The 15,496-nt window shown below is 65.1% G+C and carries 15 protein-coding genes; 10 read left to right on the top strand and 5 right to left on the bottom strand.

The genetic code is table 11. The annotated features are described in order from the left end of the window. The first annotated feature begins 58 nt into the window (after window positions 1-58). Window positions 59-1,015 (top strand): 4-(cytidine 5'-diphospho)-2-C-methyl-D-erythritol kinase, encoded by a 957-nt coding sequence (locus ABIA65_RS09890; protein WP_241403495.1) that lies wholly within the window; start codon window positions 59-61, stop codon window positions 1,013-1,015. 295 nt (window positions 1,016-1,310) lie between these two features. Continuing rightward, window positions 1,311-2,948: a fatty acyl-AMP ligase gene (locus ABIA65_RS09885; protein WP_354523413.1), complete on the top strand. Its 1,638-nt coding sequence runs from the start codon at window positions 1,311-1,313 to the stop codon at window positions 2,946-2,948. A 35-nt stretch (window positions 2,949-2,983) separates the two neighbouring features. Here the strand turns inward: ABIA65_RS09885 and ABIA65_RS09880 are convergent, their stop codons facing one another. From ABIA65_RS09880 to ABIA65_RS09870, 3 genes are all read right to left on the bottom strand, one after another. Next, a complete protein-coding gene (locus tag ABIA65_RS09880) occupies window positions 2,984-3,595 on the bottom strand; it encodes an AAA family ATPase (RefSeq protein ID WP_354523412.1) in 612 nt (203 codons plus the stop codon). Between the two features lie 49 nt (window positions 3,596-3,644). Further along, window positions 3,645-4,169, bottom strand: a complete 525-nt coding sequence (locus ABIA65_RS09875; protein WP_241403498.1) for a DUF6611 family protein — start codon at window positions 4,167-4,169, stop codon at window positions 3,645-3,647. A gap of 125 nt (window positions 4,170-4,294) precedes the next feature. After that, window positions 4,295-5,509 (bottom strand): YbfB/YjiJ family MFS transporter, encoded by a 1,215-nt coding sequence (locus ABIA65_RS09870; protein ID WP_354523411.1) that lies wholly within the window; start codon window positions 5,507-5,509, stop codon window positions 4,295-4,297. A 405-nt stretch (window positions 5,510-5,914) separates the two neighbouring features. Here ABIA65_RS09870 and ABIA65_RS09865 point away from each other — a divergent pair, with 405 nt between their 5' ends. The 8 genes from ABIA65_RS09865 to ABIA65_RS09830 all read left to right on the top strand — a co-directional run bounded on the left by ABIA65_RS09865 (window position 5,915) and on the right by ABIA65_RS09830 (window position 14,126). Continuing rightward, window positions 5,915-6,307 carry a RidA family protein gene (locus ABIA65_RS09865; protein WP_241403500.1) on the top strand — a complete coding sequence of 131 codons (393 nt, stop codon included), beginning with the start codon at window positions 5,915-5,917 and terminating at the stop codon, window positions 6,305-6,307. Window positions 6,308-6,327: 20 nt separating this feature from the next. After that, window positions 6,328-7,965: an amidohydrolase gene (locus tag ABIA65_RS09860; RefSeq protein WP_241403501.1), complete on the top strand. Its 1,638-nt coding sequence runs from the start codon at window positions 6,328-6,330 to the stop codon at window positions 7,963-7,965. Then, window positions 7,962-9,335, top strand: a complete 1,374-nt coding sequence (locus ABIA65_RS09855) for an amidase (protein WP_354523410.1) — start codon at window positions 7,962-7,964, stop codon at window positions 9,333-9,335. Before ABIA65_RS09860 ends, ABIA65_RS09855 begins: the two co-directional genes overlap by 4 nt. After that, window positions 9,332-10,405, top strand: a complete 1,074-nt coding sequence (locus ABIA65_RS09850) for an urea transporter (RefSeq protein ID WP_354523409.1) — start codon at window positions 9,332-9,334, stop codon at window positions 10,403-10,405. Before ABIA65_RS09855 ends, ABIA65_RS09850 begins: the two co-directional genes overlap by 4 nt. A gap of 57 nt (window positions 10,406-10,462) precedes the next feature. Next, a complete protein-coding gene (locus ABIA65_RS09845) occupies window positions 10,463-11,020 on the top strand; it encodes a helix-turn-helix domain-containing protein (protein WP_241403504.1) in 558 nt (185 codons plus the stop codon). A gap of 182 nt (window positions 11,021-11,202) precedes the next feature. Then, a complete protein-coding gene (locus tag ABIA65_RS09840; protein WP_241403505.1) occupies window positions 11,203-12,159 on the top strand; it encodes an efflux ABC transporter ATPase subunit, DrrA-related in 957 nt (318 codons plus the stop codon). Then, window positions 12,156-13,010 carry an ABC transporter permease gene (locus ABIA65_RS09835; protein WP_241403506.1) on the top strand — a complete coding sequence of 285 codons (855 nt, stop codon included), beginning with the start codon at window positions 12,156-12,158 and terminating at the stop codon, window positions 13,008-13,010. Before ABIA65_RS09840 ends, ABIA65_RS09835 begins: the two co-directional genes overlap by 4 nt. Before the next feature lie 81 nt (window positions 13,011-13,091). Next, window positions 13,092-14,126 (top strand): 4Fe-4S binding protein, encoded by a 1,035-nt coding sequence (locus ABIA65_RS09830; protein ID WP_354523408.1) that lies wholly within the window; start codon window positions 13,092-13,094, stop codon window positions 14,124-14,126. Between the two features lie 80 nt (window positions 14,127-14,206). Here ABIA65_RS09830 and pth read toward each other — a convergent pair whose 3' ends face one another. Then, a complete protein-coding gene (gene pth / locus ABIA65_RS09825; protein ID WP_241403508.1) occupies window positions 14,207-14,785 on the bottom strand; it encodes an aminoacyl-tRNA hydrolase in 579 nt (192 codons plus the stop codon). A 25-nt stretch (window positions 14,786-14,810) separates the two neighbouring features. Further along, window positions 14,811-15,470, bottom strand: a complete 660-nt coding sequence (locus ABIA65_RS09820; protein WP_354523407.1) for a 50S ribosomal protein L25/general stress protein Ctc — start codon at window positions 15,468-15,470, stop codon at window positions 14,811-14,813. Window positions 15,471-15,496 lie beyond the last annotated feature (26 nt).

Below are 15,496 nucleotides of genomic sequence, written 5' to 3'. Positions count from 1 at the left end.
CGAGGGGTATCTCACCACTTGGTACCTGCCCCGGGCGCCACGGCGATAAGGTCTTGGCGTGCCCGCCTCCGACGGTAATACCGCATCCGATTGGGTTCCGTCGGGGTCGGTGACCGTCCGCGTCCCCGGCAAGGTCAACCTGTATCTGGGTGTGGGCGATCTGCGCGACGACGGCTATCACGAGCTGACCACCGTCTTCCATGCCGTCTCGCTGTTCGATGAGGTCACCGTGCGCAACGCCGAGACGCTGTCGCTGGAGACCTCGGGTGAGGGTGCCGCCGACCTGCCGACGGACCGGACCAACCTGGCCTGGCAGGCGGCCGAGCTGATGGCCGAACATGTGGGCCGTTCACCCGACGTGGCGATCCTCGTGGAGAAGTCGATCCCTGTCGCCGGCGGTATGGCCGGTGGCAGTGCCGACGCTGCGGCGGTCCTGGTGGCGATCAACGCCCTGTGGGAACTCGGTGTGCCGCGTCGCGACCTGCACGCGCTTGGTGCCACGCTTGGCAGTGACGTGCCGTTCGGCCTGCACGGCGGTACTGCGCTGGGCACCGGTCGGGGAGAGCAACTCGCAACGGTTCTGGCGCGAAACACATTTCACTGGGTGCTGGCGTTCTCTGAGCGTGGTCTGTCCACACCCAAGGTGTTCGACGAGATCGACCGACTGCGCACCGCCAAGGGGGGTGGGCCGGCACGGTTGGAGGACCCCGAGCCGCTGCTGGCGGCGCTGGCGTCGGGTGACGCCGCGCAACTGGCGCCACTGCTCGGCAACGACCTGCAAGCCGCCGCGCTGAGCCTGGATTCTCGCCTGCGCCGGACACTGCAGGCGGGGGAGGAGGCGGGCGCGCTGGCCGGGATCGTCTCCGGTTCGGGGCCCACGTGCGCCTTCCTGTGCTCGTCTGCCTCGGCCGCCGTCGACGTCGGCGTGCAACTGGCGGGGGAGGGCGTGTGCCGCACCGTGCGGGCGGCCAGTGGGCCGGTTCACGGCGCCCGCGTCATCCCGTCGCAGGCGTAGCGGCGGCCGGATCCGCGAGTGTGACCCAGGCCTCATTTCTGTCGTAGGTTTGGTAGTTACTTAAGAGTCTCTTAAGATGGACAACGGTGAAAGCTAGCGGTGACGCGGCCTACGCGACGATTACTCGCCTCGGGACTCCCGGCGGGCGGATGCGCAGCGGTCGTACCGGCCGAACGGCATCATCATTTTGCAACCCAACTGCTCCCAAATCGTATGTGCGTGCCTTCGGTGCAGCGGCCGCCACTTGGCGGAGCATGGAAGACCGGGCAGTGGCACCTGGACCCAGGAGGTCGTCGTGAGCAGATTTACCGAGAAGATGTTCCGCAACGCCCATGAGAGCGATCGCGGCATGGTGACCGGCGAGCCGCACGAGCCCGTGCGGCACACGTGGCTCGAGGTGCACGAGCGTGCCCGTCGCATCGCGGGCGGACTCGCCGCAGCAGGCGTCGGACCCGGTGACGCCGTGGGCGTGCTGGCCGGTTTCCCGGTCGAGATCGCACCCACCGCCCAGGCCCTGTGGATGCGCGGCGCCAGCCTGACGATGCTGCACCAGCCGACCCCGCGGACCGACCTCGCCGTCTGGGCCGAGGACACCATGAACGTCATCGGCATGATCGAGGCCAACGCCGTGATCGTCTCCGAGCCGTTCCTGGTCGCGATCCCCGTGCTCGAGGAGAAGGGCATCAAGGTCCTCACGGTGGGCTCGCTGCTCGAGGCCGAGCCGATCGACCCGGTCGAGACCGGCGAGGACGATCTCGCGCTGATGCAGCTGACGTCGGGCTCCACCGGCTCGCCGAAGGCCGTGCAGATCACGCACCGCAACATTCACTCCAACGCCGAGGCGATGTTCGTCGGCGCCGAGTACGACGTCGACAAGGACGTCATGGTCAGCTGGCTGCCCTGCTTCCACGACATGGGCATGGTCGGCTTCCTCACCATCCCGATGTACTTCGGCGCCGAGCTGGTCAAGGTCACGCCGATGGACTTCCTGCGCGACACGCTGCTGTGGGCCAAGCTCATCGACAAGTACAAGGGCACCATGACCGCGGCGCCCAACTTCGCCTACGCGCTGTTCGCCAAGCGCCTGCGCAAGCAGGCCGAGCCGGGTCAGTTCGACCTGTCCACGCTGCGGTTCGCGCTCTCAGGCGCTGAGCCCGTCGATCCGGCCGACGTTGAGGATCTGCTCGACGCGGGCAAGCCGTTCGGGTTGCGGCCCGATTGCATCCTGCCGGCCTATGGCATGGCGGAGACCACGCTCGCGGTGTCGTTCTCCGAGTGTGGCGCCGGTCTGGTGGTCGACGAGGTCGACGCCGACCTGCTGGCCGCGCTGCGTCGTGCGGTACCCGCGACCAAGGGCAACACCCGGCGGCTGGCCTCGCTCGGCCCGCTGCTGCAGGATCTCGAGGCCCGTGTCGTCGACGAGAACGGTGATGTGATGCCCGCCCGCGGCGTCGGCGTCATCGAACTTCGTGGTGAGTCGCTCACCCCCGGCTACATCACCATGGGCGGGTTCCTGCCGTCGCAGGACGCCCACGGCTGGTACGACACCGGTGACCTCGGCTACCAGATGGACAACGGGCACATCGTCGTCTGCGGTCGCGTGAAGGACGTCATCATCATGGCGGGCCGCAACATCTACCCGACCGACATCGAGCGTGCTGCCGGTCGCGTCGAGGGTGTCCGCCCGGGCTGCGCCGTCGCCGTGCGCCTCGACGCCGGGCACTCGCGTGAGACGTTCGCCGTCGCCGTGGAGTCCAACGCGTGGAAGGACCCGATCGAGGTGCGTCGCATCGAGCACCAGGTCGCACACGAAGTGGTGACCGAGGTCGACGTCCGTCCGCGCAACGTCGTTGTCCTCGGACCGGGCACCATTCCGAAGACGCCGTCGGGCAAGCTGCGCCGGGCCAACTCGGTCTCGCTGGTCACCGGCTAGGTCTTCGCCCTCCTGGCGTGACGCCTGCGCGTTCGTCAGAATCTGATGTGCCGTATTCCGACCGCCGCACGGCGTAGTTGGTAGCGCGCCGCACTCAACCTTGGCCGCGTGAGCGTCAAGTCGGCGCGGGCGGCGATGTCCTCGACCACCTCGTCGACGGTGCGGTTGTCGGTGTCGACGTGCTCGGCGAACCGTTCGTCGGCAAGTGCCGTCGTGCATCGGTCGATCTGCTGCATCGCCCAGGATTCATCGCGACCCGTGACGCGAGCGAGCGCGTATCCGGTGCGGGCACTCAGCCTGCGGCGCAACGTCTCCGGGGACGCCATCAAAGAGAAGTGTCGGACGTCGACGTCGGCGTTCGAAAGCCCCGTCATGATCTCGTCGAAGTACCTGGGCTCCACCAGCGTCATGGGCGCGAGCACGGGCCCGGTGTGGTGTGCGACCGCGTCCGCGAGTGTGGCCGCGACGGCCGCGCGCCACTGTGACCTGTCCTGAAAGTCGTTGCGTGCGTGTGATGGCAGCATCCTGTGGATCGCGAACCCAATCAGCTCGGGATCAGCCACGTGCGCCGACGGCATTCGACGCTGCAACTCGAAGGCGGTCTGCGTCTTGCCTGCGCCGAACGCGCCGTTGATCCACAGCAGCATCGAGCCGAGTCTAGCGGCGTTCGCATGGCAGCGCCCCAGGGTTATCTGGCTACGCCACCGCGGCCTGTCGCGCAGGCATGGCGTCGTAGACCCGCCACACGACTGCCTCGTGCTCGACGGTGCTGAGTGCGCCCGACGCGAGCCTGGCGTCCGCGTCAACCAGGACCAGCGCGAGCGTGGCGAGTCGCGTGAAGGCATCGTTCACCGACGGATCGTCGATGCCGGCGATGCGCAGGACCGTCAGCGTGCGGACCCCGCCACGGACCGGCCCCGCCATCGCCATGAGCGCCGCACCCGCGCCGAGGCAGATCGATGTCGAGATCACCAGCGCCGGTATGGATCCGAACATCGCCATCAGCACGATCTCCGACAGGAGCCAGGCAACGGTGCCCCAGATCGGCCAGGTGCGCCACAGGCGAAGCACGATGCGCTCGTCGCGCGAGATACCGGGCGGGAACAGAACCAAGTGATACCGCGAGATACCGCTTCGGCCGGCGGATATGTCCAATGCTCCCCAGCTGCGGCCACGATCCAGCAGACGCCGGACGAGCGCAGTGCGCGTCGGGTGACTCATGTATCCAGGTCTACGCCGCGAAACGCCCGGAATCCGTCGTCCATACGGAATCCTGACGGTTCGCTGCCCAACTTTGACGGCGGTGTTGGTGGGGCTCATGCACATCAGGGGGGTAGACACCTCTGCTAGCGCTCCGTCGCCGGATGGGGGCACAACACCACCATCACAGAGGCCACGACCAGTAGTGCAAATGACAACCAGAAGCCTCCGCTGATTCCCCAGGTGCCGTCGGCGATAATTCCGGAAAGCACGGGTCCAAGGGCTTGCCCAAGCGAGAAGGCGACAGTCAGCAGCGCTATTGAAGCGGTCCAAATCGGTTGAGGCAGAGTACGTTGCACGATGATTGTCACCACCGCCGGTCCAGCCATGAAGCCGATGCCGAAGACTACGGCGGAAGCGAATGCGCCCACGATCCCCGGTATCAACAGAACGGGAAGTATGCCGAGCGCGACGACGAAGCTCACCACCGCTGGAGCGATGCGCGAGTGAAGACGATGGAGTACGTATCCCCACACGAAAAGCGTGCCAGCCATACAGGCGACTCCCAACACGATGAAGAACACCGCGACCGTTCCGGGAGATGAACCCTGCTGCTTGAGAAGCGCAGCCACGAACGTCATGTAGGTGACGTAGCCCGCCCCGAACAGTACGTACCACAGAAAGGTCGGTAACAGTCGAAGCGACGTCCTGTCCAGGGGCGCTCTACCCGGGGCCACCTGCTCGCACTGGCGTGCTCCGTAGAGCGCCGGAACGACGAGCCCGGCCGCCACAATTCCCAGTATCAGCCAGCCTTCACGCCAACCGCGCTCACCCCAGTGTTCAAGAGACCATGGCACACCAATGCCTGCCAACACGATCCCAACCCCAACGCCGGACATGTAGACGCTGACGATCTGCGACGAGCGTCCTCGCCCGGAGACCGTAACTCGCGACGCCAACGCCGCACCAACGATGAAGACGATGGCGGTCGCGTATCCGCCCATGGCACGAATTAGGTTTAGCCACAGATAATTTGACAGCAGCGCGGTCAGCAGCAACGACACAGCACTGATTGCCATTCCGCCCACGAAGCACCGAAGCTCGCCGAAGCGTCTAGCGACGAGCCCCGTTGTCGCCGCGCCAATGAGATAGCCCGCGGCATTTGATGCGGTAATTCCCCCCGACACTGCGAAACTCCACCCCAAGTCTGCGCGCATGGGGGGGAGCAGCAGCGTATAGGCGAATCGGGTGAAGGCCAGCGCAACAACGGGACCCGCCGATAGGCACAGCGCAATCACGACTGGATGCGCAGTGCTGCGCGACTCAGCGCCGCCAACGCCGGCTGTGAGGCTTGTGTCCATCAGTGAGGATTCCTTCCAGAGGAGGACTCGGTGTGCATGCCGCGCGGGCAGACCGAGCGATGGGCCGCCGATCGTCGCGCGACCAGTTCTACAATAAAAGAATCTTGGAGTCGATCTCAAGTGGTGGTGGAACCGTAACCTCGGCGTGTATCCCTCGATCGTGCCGAATGATCTACCGCCCCGGCTGGTCGCTATCTGCAGACAAGGCCCATTTTCCTGCAGATAAGTGAACCACGGGTGGCGACTGCAGCGTCCGACTCTGGGCGGCATGGTCGATTGGCCCCTGTCGAGACAATGCTTGGCAGTGACGCGGAGGTGATGTACCTTATCTCCAATACAAGAAATTGCCGACGGGGACGCTCGACAAGATGGCGCCGCGCCGGTCTCTGACAGAGGAGGATGCAGTTGTCAGCCACGAGTGAGCTAGCCAGCCCGCTAGGTCCATACAGTCATGCTGCGACCGGCGGCGGTCTCATCTTCTGTGCCGGGCAACTGGCCCTCGACCCGAATACCTCAGAACCGTTGGCACATCTCGACATTGACGGCCAAACCAGGATCGTGCTCGCGAACTTGGCGACGGTCCTCGACGGCTACGGCGCCACATTGGATGACGTACTTCGCACGACCGTGTACCTGCGCAGCCTTGACGACTATGCATCGATGAACGCGGTCTATCGCGAGTTCTTCGGCGCGCACAGGCCAGCGCGCGCCACCATGGAGATCAGCGCACTCCTCGGCAACCTGGCCGTCGAGATCGACGCTGTAGCCGTCCTTCCCGTCCCGAACCAACACCGTTAATGCACAGTGACAGGAGAATCATGACGCCTACCTCAACCCCCTTCATCGTGGCGGCGAGGCAAATCACCACTCTCGCAGGCGCTGACGTGGAGGCGATGACAGTCCTAGGTGACCGGGTAGCCGCGGTCGGAGCACTGCGCGATCTTCGCGACCAGTTCGCCACCGCCGAGGTCGTCGAGCTTCCTGATGCCCACATCGTGCCGGGTTTCAACGATGCGCACTGCCATCCGTCGGTCACCTCCGAGACGCGCCTTCGCTTGGACGTATCGCCCGCGACGATCGGCTCCGTCGAGGGCCTCCTATCGCGCCTCAAGGAACGTGCCGACTCTGTTGCCGACGGTGAGTGGATCTTTGCAGCGGGCTTCAATCCAAACCGCTTACCGCGCAATGAGCCCCGGATCAACCGCGACATTCTCGACCGGATCTCCACGACGAAGCCGATCGCTGTAGTGCTGTTCAACTGGCATATCGCCGTGGTCAACACTGCTGCGCTTCGGCTGCTCGACGTCGACGACCGCACTTCGGATCCCGTTGGTGGCGAGTACGGTCGAGACAGTGCGGGACGTCTCGACGGCTGGCTTATCGAGCAGGCCTTTCTCAACCCATACTGGGCGGCTACCGGCCAGACTCCCTGGGTCGCGGACCTACCGCAGGACATGCTCGTCGACGCGCTGGTGGAGGAGAACGACTTCCTGCACTCCGTCGGCATCACCTCGTATTGCGACGCCATCGTCACCCCTCGCATATGGCGGACGTACGAGGCCGCCCGAGCACGGGGCCAACTGACACCTCGAGTGGGAATGCTGCTGTGGAGCACGTATTTCGAGAGCATCGCACAGCTGGGCCTGCGTTCGGGATTCGGTGACGAGCATCTCCGCTTCGTGGGCGTCAAGGTCATGTACGACGGGGCGCTCAGCGGCGGGACGTGCCTGTGCAGCCAGACCTATGCGAGTGGGACGGGCAGCGACAACGGTCTGCAGTTGGTTGACCGCGACGAGTTCAACCAACTCGTAAGCGATGTACACGAATCAGGAAATCGGATCTGCGTTCATGCCAACGGAGATCGAGCGATATCGGAGGTTCTCGATGCGATCGAACTCGCCAGAAGTCGGGACCCCCGGAATGGCATCAATCACAGAATCGAGCACTGCAGCATGGTCGACACGACCTTGCTCGAGCGGATCAAACGCTCAGGCACAACGCCCGTTCCGTTTAGCGGCGCTATCCGGCAGCATGCAAGTCACATGGTGGAGTACTACGGCCGCGAACGTACCGCTCAGATCCTCCCTCACAAGGCATTCCTTGACGGCGGCATAACCATCGCCGGATCGTCGGACTACCCCACGACCCCGATTGAGCCCTTGACCGCTCTGCAATCGCTACTCACTCGCGCCTCTGCGACCGACGGCACGGTTCACGGCGCAGACCAGCGACTCTCGATCCGCGAAGCCCTCTCCATTTACACCATCGGGTCGGCCGTCGCGACCGGCGAACAGCATCTCAAAGGGCAACTAAAGCCGGGGATGCTGGCTGACTTCACCGTGCTCGATACGAATATCGTTGAGGATCCCGACAGTGTCGGCTCGACATCCGTACTGCAGACATGGGTCGGCGGTACCAACGTGTGGAGCGCTCGTGGACACGGGCTGAGCCGATGAGCGCGAACGAACTGCCCGACGAGCCGTGGGACAGCGACGTGGCGCATCTGCTGCAGCAGTCGATGACACACGTGCGCCAGCTGTTCCTGTCCGGAGACGTGTCACCGGTGGCCGTCACCCGTGCAGCCCTAGACCGTATCGAGAGCAATGAACGCCTCGGCGCGTTCGCCCAGGTGGATCGTGATGGCGCTCTCAAAGCCGCCGCGGCCTCCGAGGATCGATACCGGCGGTCCGTCAGCCGCGGCCCCCTCGACGGCATAACCATCTCCGTCAAGGACATCATCGCCGCCGAGGGACTTCAATGGGAGGCGGGCTCAGCTGTCCTCTCCGGCCAGCGGGCGGCCCACGACGCGGCGGCGGTTGCGACGTTGCGGAGAGAAGGCGCTGTCATCGTGGGTAAGACTGCGCTCGACGAATTCGCGCTGACCACAACCGGACCTGTCCTGAACCCCGTGTCTGAGGATCTGACCGCAGGTGGCTCCAGCTGCGGGTCCGCGGTCGCCGTTCGGACGGGTATGTCCTTTGCCGATCTCGCTACCGACACCGGCGGCAGCGTGCGCATTCCCGCTCACTGCTGTCACGTCACCGGGTTGAAGCCCACCCGCTCACTGCTGCCCCTCGACGGAGTGTTGCCGCTCGCACACTCGCTTGATCATCTCGGGATAATCACGCGCACCGTGGAGGACAGCGCTGTCGTTCTCGGCGGGTTGCTGACCGGCGGCTCGCCCGTCGACGTCCGATCGATCCCGGCGCCGACGGACCTCCGAATCGGTGTACCGACCAATCTTCGCTTCCACGGCACCCGCGCAGAAGGGGAGTACTGGCGATCAGTGCAAGCGCTGGAGTCGCTCGGTATGCGTCGCGTCGATGTCACGCTTCCTGATCTCGACGTGGTCGCCGACGTGCATCAGGCGATCCTGCGCACGGAGATGCGTGGCTACCACGCCGGGAGGTTCGGTCGCAGTGAGAACCGCTACGGCCCTGGTCTCCACGAGTTCATCTGGGGCCAGCCTGCCGTGACCGCCGGGCAGTACCTCCAGGCTCAACGCGTACGCGCCGAGCTTGCCGGCGCAGTCAGCAAGCAGCTCGGCACATGTGCTGTGCTGGCATTGCCGACCCTTCTCGTCGACATTCCCTCGGCCGGTCAATACGAGATCGACCTCGACGGAACGCCGACGTTTGCGACCAGTGCAATGGTGCGACTCACCGCCCTCTTCGACCATACGGGTCATCCTGCGGTCACGGTCCCACTGAACACCGGCTCGCACAACGCTTTTGACAGCATTCAACTTGTCGCCGGCTATTTCGACGACGCGTTCCTCCTCGCCTTCGGACAATTCTGTCAACAGCTTCTCCAGGGCGCGAGATGAGCACCCTTGCCGCGCTGGGCCGGATGTCGCTGACCGTCGGTTCGGCATGCACAGGAACGATGCCGAAAGTGGCAGAACGTCTCAGCCGTAACAGCTTGACTGGTTTCGTGGACGCTGCGCTTCGGGGCGTCGGAATGGCTGGGTTCGCGAACAATCCCCTCAGTGGGATGCTGTTCCTTGCTGCCGCCTTCTCGATATCGCCCTGGCTTGGGTTTTCCGTCATCTTCGCTGGAATGGTGTCCACGGGCACCGCGCTAGCGCTGTCATTGGATCGCCACGACGTCCGAGCCGGCTTGTACGGCTACAACGGGGCGCTCGTCGGCGGTGGGTTTGCGACATTTCTGGCGCCGGCATGGGATGTTGTGATCGTCTGCTACATGGTCGCGGGCGCGGCATTGTCGACAGTCGTCATGGCCGGTCTCATTCACGTAATGGCGAAGGGGTGGGGCGTCCCTCCGGTGGCAATTCCGTTCAACCTCATCGTCATCGGGCTCCTTCTTGCTGCGCAGACAGTCGACCGTGGGCGCGCCGGTCCGCTTGTCGGCACGAGTGAACCCGTCAGCCAGGTAGCAGTGAATCAGCCAACGGCCATCAACATCGCCGATGCCCTCGCACATGGCATTGGTCAGGTGGTGTTTGCGGGAACTCTCACTGCCGCGGCGCTCGTGTTGACCGGGATACTGATCTGCTGCTGGTACAGCGCACTACTCGCGGTCCTGGGTTCGGCAACCGCCGCGTTGACGGCGGCCGCCCTCGGCACAGACCCCTCCGCGATCAACATGGGACTGCTCGGGTTGAATGGCTTCTTGACGTGCGTCGCCCTCGGAGCCATCTTCGTGCAGCGGCGCACCGTCTACACAGTGCTCCTCGGCATCGTCGGCGCAGCCGCCGCCACCGTTACGGCTCTGGCGCTCAACAGGATTGTCATCGAACTGGGTCTACCTGGATCGATCACCCTCGCTTATTGCATCGTCACGCCGTTGTTTGTCGGCGCGAAGTTCCTCTCTCCGCGACTGCATCCCGAATCACCGGCTGTGGTCGCGCCCAGATCAGCACCAGCGGCGCGTTGATCTGTCTGGCACTGGATCAACAGCGAGGCCATCCGCCTTCGGTAGGCTGCGCAGATTATGCATGACGAAGTCGTCTTCGGTAAACGGGTCCGGGAGATCAGACATCAGTCCGGATTGACACTCGATGCACTGGCATCGAGAAGCGGAGTATCGCGAGCAGCGCTTTCAAAGATCGAACGGTGCGAGCGGAGTCCCGGTCTCGAAATCGCCGTGAAAATCGCCGACGCTCTCGGAACGAACCTGGCACAACTACTCGGTGGCGCCGAAGAACCGGCCGGATCCGAAGTCCTGCGAGGTGCCCAGCCCTCGCTCACGGATGAAGCGACTGGCGTCAAACGCGAATCGCTGTTTCCCACAACGCCAGGGGTCGAGGTTGTGCGATTTACGTTCCCCCCTGGCGCGGGCGCCGGACCCTTCTCATCCCACGGCCCCCGAAGCCAGGAAATATTCGTCATGCTCGACGGGGCAGTGTCGATACAAACCGGCAGCGGAATCCTTCATCTCGGGGCGCACGATATTGCGACCATCTCAGGCGCGGAAGAACACTCCCTGCGCAATGTCGGGCGAAGCGACGCGACGCTCCTTGTCTTTATCATCCGGCCCGAAACGATGTGAATCATGCGTAGGGCGGTGCGGCAGATGCTGACGAACTGAACCAAATAGATGCAGGTGAGCGTCACTCCGGTGCGGCTCGCTGCCCAACCTTGACGATGAGTTTCGCGATTGCGACGGGTCTGACCCATTGTGCGCAGGAAAAGCAATGGCAGATCGTCGGTACCCGTCGCTACGGTTGAACCATGACTGCCCCGGCCATCGAGGCCATCGATCTCGTCAAGCGCTTCGATGACTTCACCGCCGTAGACGGCGTCAGCTTCAGCGTTCCGCAGGGCACCGTCATGGGGCTGCTCGGCCCGAACGGCGCTGGCAAGACCACCACGGTCCGCATGATGACGACGCTCTCGGCACCCACCAGTGGGACGGCCAGGGTGGCCGGGTACGACGTCCGCACCGAGCCCGACAAGGTGCGCAGCAATATGGGCCTGACCGGTCAGGTGGCCACCGTGGACGAACTGCTCACCGGCCGGGAGAACATCCGGATGATCGGCGGCCTCTACGGCATCGGACGGCGGGACCTCGTCAAGCTCGGAGACCGACTGCTGGAGCAGTTCTCGATCGCCGACGCGGCCGACCGTCCGGTGAAGTCGTACTCCGGCGGTATGCGGCGACGGCTGGACCTCGCGGTCAGCCTGATCGCGTCACCGCCCGTGCTGTTTCTCGACGAACCCACCACAGGCCTGGATCCGCGCAGCCGCAGCGATCTGTGGGAGGTGCTGCGTGAACTCGTGGCGGCCGGCACCACACTGCTGCTGACCACGCAGTATCTCGAGGAGGCCGACCAGTTGGCCGATGACATCGTGGTGATGGACCACGGCCGAATCATCGCCAGGGGCACGCCACTGCAGCTCAAGGAGCAGGCCGGCAACGCCAGCCTCGTCGTGACGGTGTCCCACGCGGCGGACCTGCCAGCCGCGCGCGACCTGCTGCTCCGCACGGGCGCCGAGGTGCACGTCGACACCGGCGCGCGGCAGCTCACCGCATCTGCCGAAGGCATCGCCGCGCTGACCACTGTGGCCGGCTGGCTGCAGGACAATCGCATCGAGGTCGACGACATCGGACTGTCCCGGCCGAGTCTGGACGACGTCTTCCTGTCCCTGACCGGACACCGCGCCGAGGACGAGGAGAAGTCCGCATGACCACCGTCGCATCCCCGACCGATTCCGGCACGGCGGCGCAGCGTCCGTTGATCCGCCCCACCAATATCGCGCAGCAGTCCTGGATCATGGTGAAGCGGAACATGATCCACACCAAGCGGATGCCTGAGATGCTCAGCGACGTCACGGTGCAACCGATCATGTTCGTGCTGTTGTTCGCCTTCGTGTTCGGCGCGTCAATCGCGACGAGGGGAGGCGCGTCCTACCGGGAGTTCCTGCTGCCGGGCATTCAGGCCCAGACCATCGTGTTCACGGCGTTCGTGGTGTCCACGGGTATCACCGCCGACCTGGAGAAGGGCATCATCGACCGGTTCCGGTCGCTGCCGATCCGGCGCTCGGCGGTACTGATTGGCCGCAGCGTGGCCAGCCTGCTGCACTCCTCCATCGGTGTCGTGGTGATGGCGGTGACGGGGCTGTGCATCGGGTGGCGGATCCGGGGGAGCGTCGCTGAGGCGGTACTCGCGTTCGCGCTGATCCTGGTGTTCGGTTTCGGGATGATCTGGTTCGGCATCCTGATCGGCTCGATCATGCGCTCGGTGGAGGCCGTCAACGGCGTCATGTTCACGGTGCTGTTCCCGATCACGTTCCTGGCCAACACTTTCGCGCCGACCGAGCCGATGCCGCGGTGGCTGCGGGTGGTCGCCGAGTGGAATCCGGTGTCATCGCTGGCTCAGGCCATGCGTGAGTTGTGGGGCAACGGGCCCGCTGCGCCGCCGGATGCGCAACTACCCCTGCACCATCCGGTGCTGGCCACCATTCTGTGGTCGGTGGCGATCACAGCGGTCATTGCGCCGTTCGCGCTGCGCGCCTACGCGCGACGTACCTCCGACTGAGCGATCCCGGCTTCGGCTGCCCCAGGCCTCGTGCCGCGTCCTGTTGACAAGGCCTGAGTTCACTAAACTATACTCAGCAATATGACGGCTGAGATATCTCCGCGCATCGCCGACCATCCGACCGTGCGCAAGATGGCCGGTCGCTCCCGCGACCGCCCCGCGGTGATCGACTCCGAGTGGCTGCGCCGCGTCTGCCTCGACGCGGGGGCCGACGACGCGGCGTTCGCCAGTGTCGCCGATCCGCAGTTGGCCTCCGAACTCGAACATGCCGAGCAGGCGCTACCCGGTGCCCGTAGCTTCATCTCTCTGGTGGTGAAGATGAACCGAGACAACGTCCGATCGACCGCCAGAAGCGTTGCCAACCAGGAGTTTCACCGCAGCGGCGAGATCATCAACGAGGCGGCGCACCGCATCACCCGTGCGCTGCAGGATGCGGGCCATCGCGCGCTCAACCCGTCGGCGACGTTCCCGATGGAGATGGACCGCTACCCGGGGCGGATCTGGGTGATCGCGCACAAGCCGGTCGCGGTCGCCGCTGGGCTCGGCGTGATGGGCATCCATCGCAACGTCATCCATCCCCGGTTCGGCAACTTCATCCTGCTCGCCACCATCGTCGTGGACGCACCGATCTCGAGTTACGGTGAGCCGCTTGACTACTCGCCGTGCCTGGAGTGCAAGCTGTGCGTCGCGGCGTGCCCGGTCGGCGCGATCGGGAAGAACGGGGAGTTCGACTTCGTCGCGTGCTCGGTGCACAACTACCGCGAGTTCATGGGCGGCTTCACCGACTGGGCGCAGACCATCGCCGACAGCGACGACGCTGCCGACTTTCGCAGTCGCGTCAGCGATTCGGAGAACGCGTCGATGTGGCAGAGCCTGTCCTTCAAGGCCAACTACAAGGCTGCCTACTGTCTCGCGGTCTGTCCGGCGGGCGAGGAGGTCATCGGCCCCTATCTCGACGATCGCAAGGCGTTCATGGCCACTGTGCTGCGACCGCTGCAGGACAAGCGCGAAACCCTGTACGTGCTACCCAATTCGGCGGCCAAGAGTCACGCGGAGAAGCGCTTCCCGCACAAGCCGATCAAGATCGTCGACAGCGGAATTCGGGGCAGCCGCTGAGACTGCTGTGAGCGCGTCGAAACGCTCGAATTCGCGATCTCACAGCAGTCTCGGCGAAGAGGGAATGGGGGAGAGCTGGCTCAGGCCCAGGCGTGGACGAGATTCTGGGCCGACTCCAGTCCATCGCGGATCAGGAGTTCGGTGGCGTCGGCGGCCTGCTCGCAGATCGTGCCGACCTCGGGCCGCTCGGTCGAGGTGAAGTTCTCCAACACGAAGGCCGCCCCCGACTTGCGCCCCGGTGGGCGGCCGACACCGATCCGCACGCGCTGAAAGTCATTGGTGCCCAGCGCTGAACTGACCGAGCGCAGGCCGTTGTGTCCGGCGGCCCCGCCACCGAACTTCAGCCTGATCCGGCCGAAGTCGATGTCGAGTTCGTCGTGAATGATGATCACGTCGGCCGGGGCCACGGAATAGAAGTTCGCCAACGGCCCGACCTGGCGCCCCGACTCGTTCATGTAGGTCCGGGGCTTGGCCAGCACGACCGATCGGTCGCCGAGGCGGCCCGTCACCACCTCGGCCCCCGACTTCTTGTGCACCTTGAACCCCGAGCCGATGCGATCGGCGAGGATGTCGGCGACAAGAAAGCCGAGGTTGTGCCGGGTGGTGGCGTACTGCGGTCCGGGATTGCCCAGGCCGACCACCAGCAGCGGTTCGGCCACGATCTCAGATCCGCTCTACTAGGGGTTACTCGGAGCCGGACTCGGCCTCGGCGCCACCCTCGGCGGGGGCCTCGGCGGCACCCTCAGCGGCCTCGCCGCCACCCTCGCTCTCGAGGTCTGCCGCAGTCGGCGCCGGGATCACGTTGACCACGAGCAGCTCGGGATCGGAGATCAGCGACACGCCGTCGGGCAGCGGAACCTGTGCGGCGGTGAACTGCGTTCCTGCGGCGGCGCCCTCGACAGACAGCGTGAGGCTCTCGGGGATCGACATGGCGTCGGACTCGATCTCGATGGTGCTGGTCTCCTGGTTGACCAGGGTGTCCGGGCCGGCGTCACCCTCGACGATGACGTGGACCTCGACGGTCACCTTCTCGCCGCGGCGGACGATGATGAGGTCGACGTGCTGGATGTTGCGGCGGATCGGGTGGACCTCGATCGCCTTCGGCAGCGCCAGGGCTTCCTTGCCGTCGATGTCGAGCGTCAGCACCGCGTTGGTGCCGAAGTTACGCAGCACGGCGGCGAACTCGCGGGCCGGCAGAACCAGGTGCTGGGGCTCGGCGCCGTGGCCGTACAGCACGGCGGGGACCTGGCCATCGCGACGGGCCTGACGCGACGCGCCCTTGCCGGTCTTCTCGCGGACCTTGGCGGTCAGATTGTTGGCGCTGTGGGCCTGGGTCTTGGCCATGTGATTTGCTCCTGTGCCTATGCGGT

The organism is Mycolicibacterium sp. 624, from assembly GCF_040548615.1.
In the GTDB taxonomy this organism is placed as follows: Bacteria; Actinomycetota; Actinomycetes; order Mycobacteriales; family Mycobacteriaceae; genus Mycobacterium.
The sequence above is the reverse complement of the archived record's forward strand: the minus strand, read 5'-3'. Positions and strand labels throughout refer to the sequence as shown.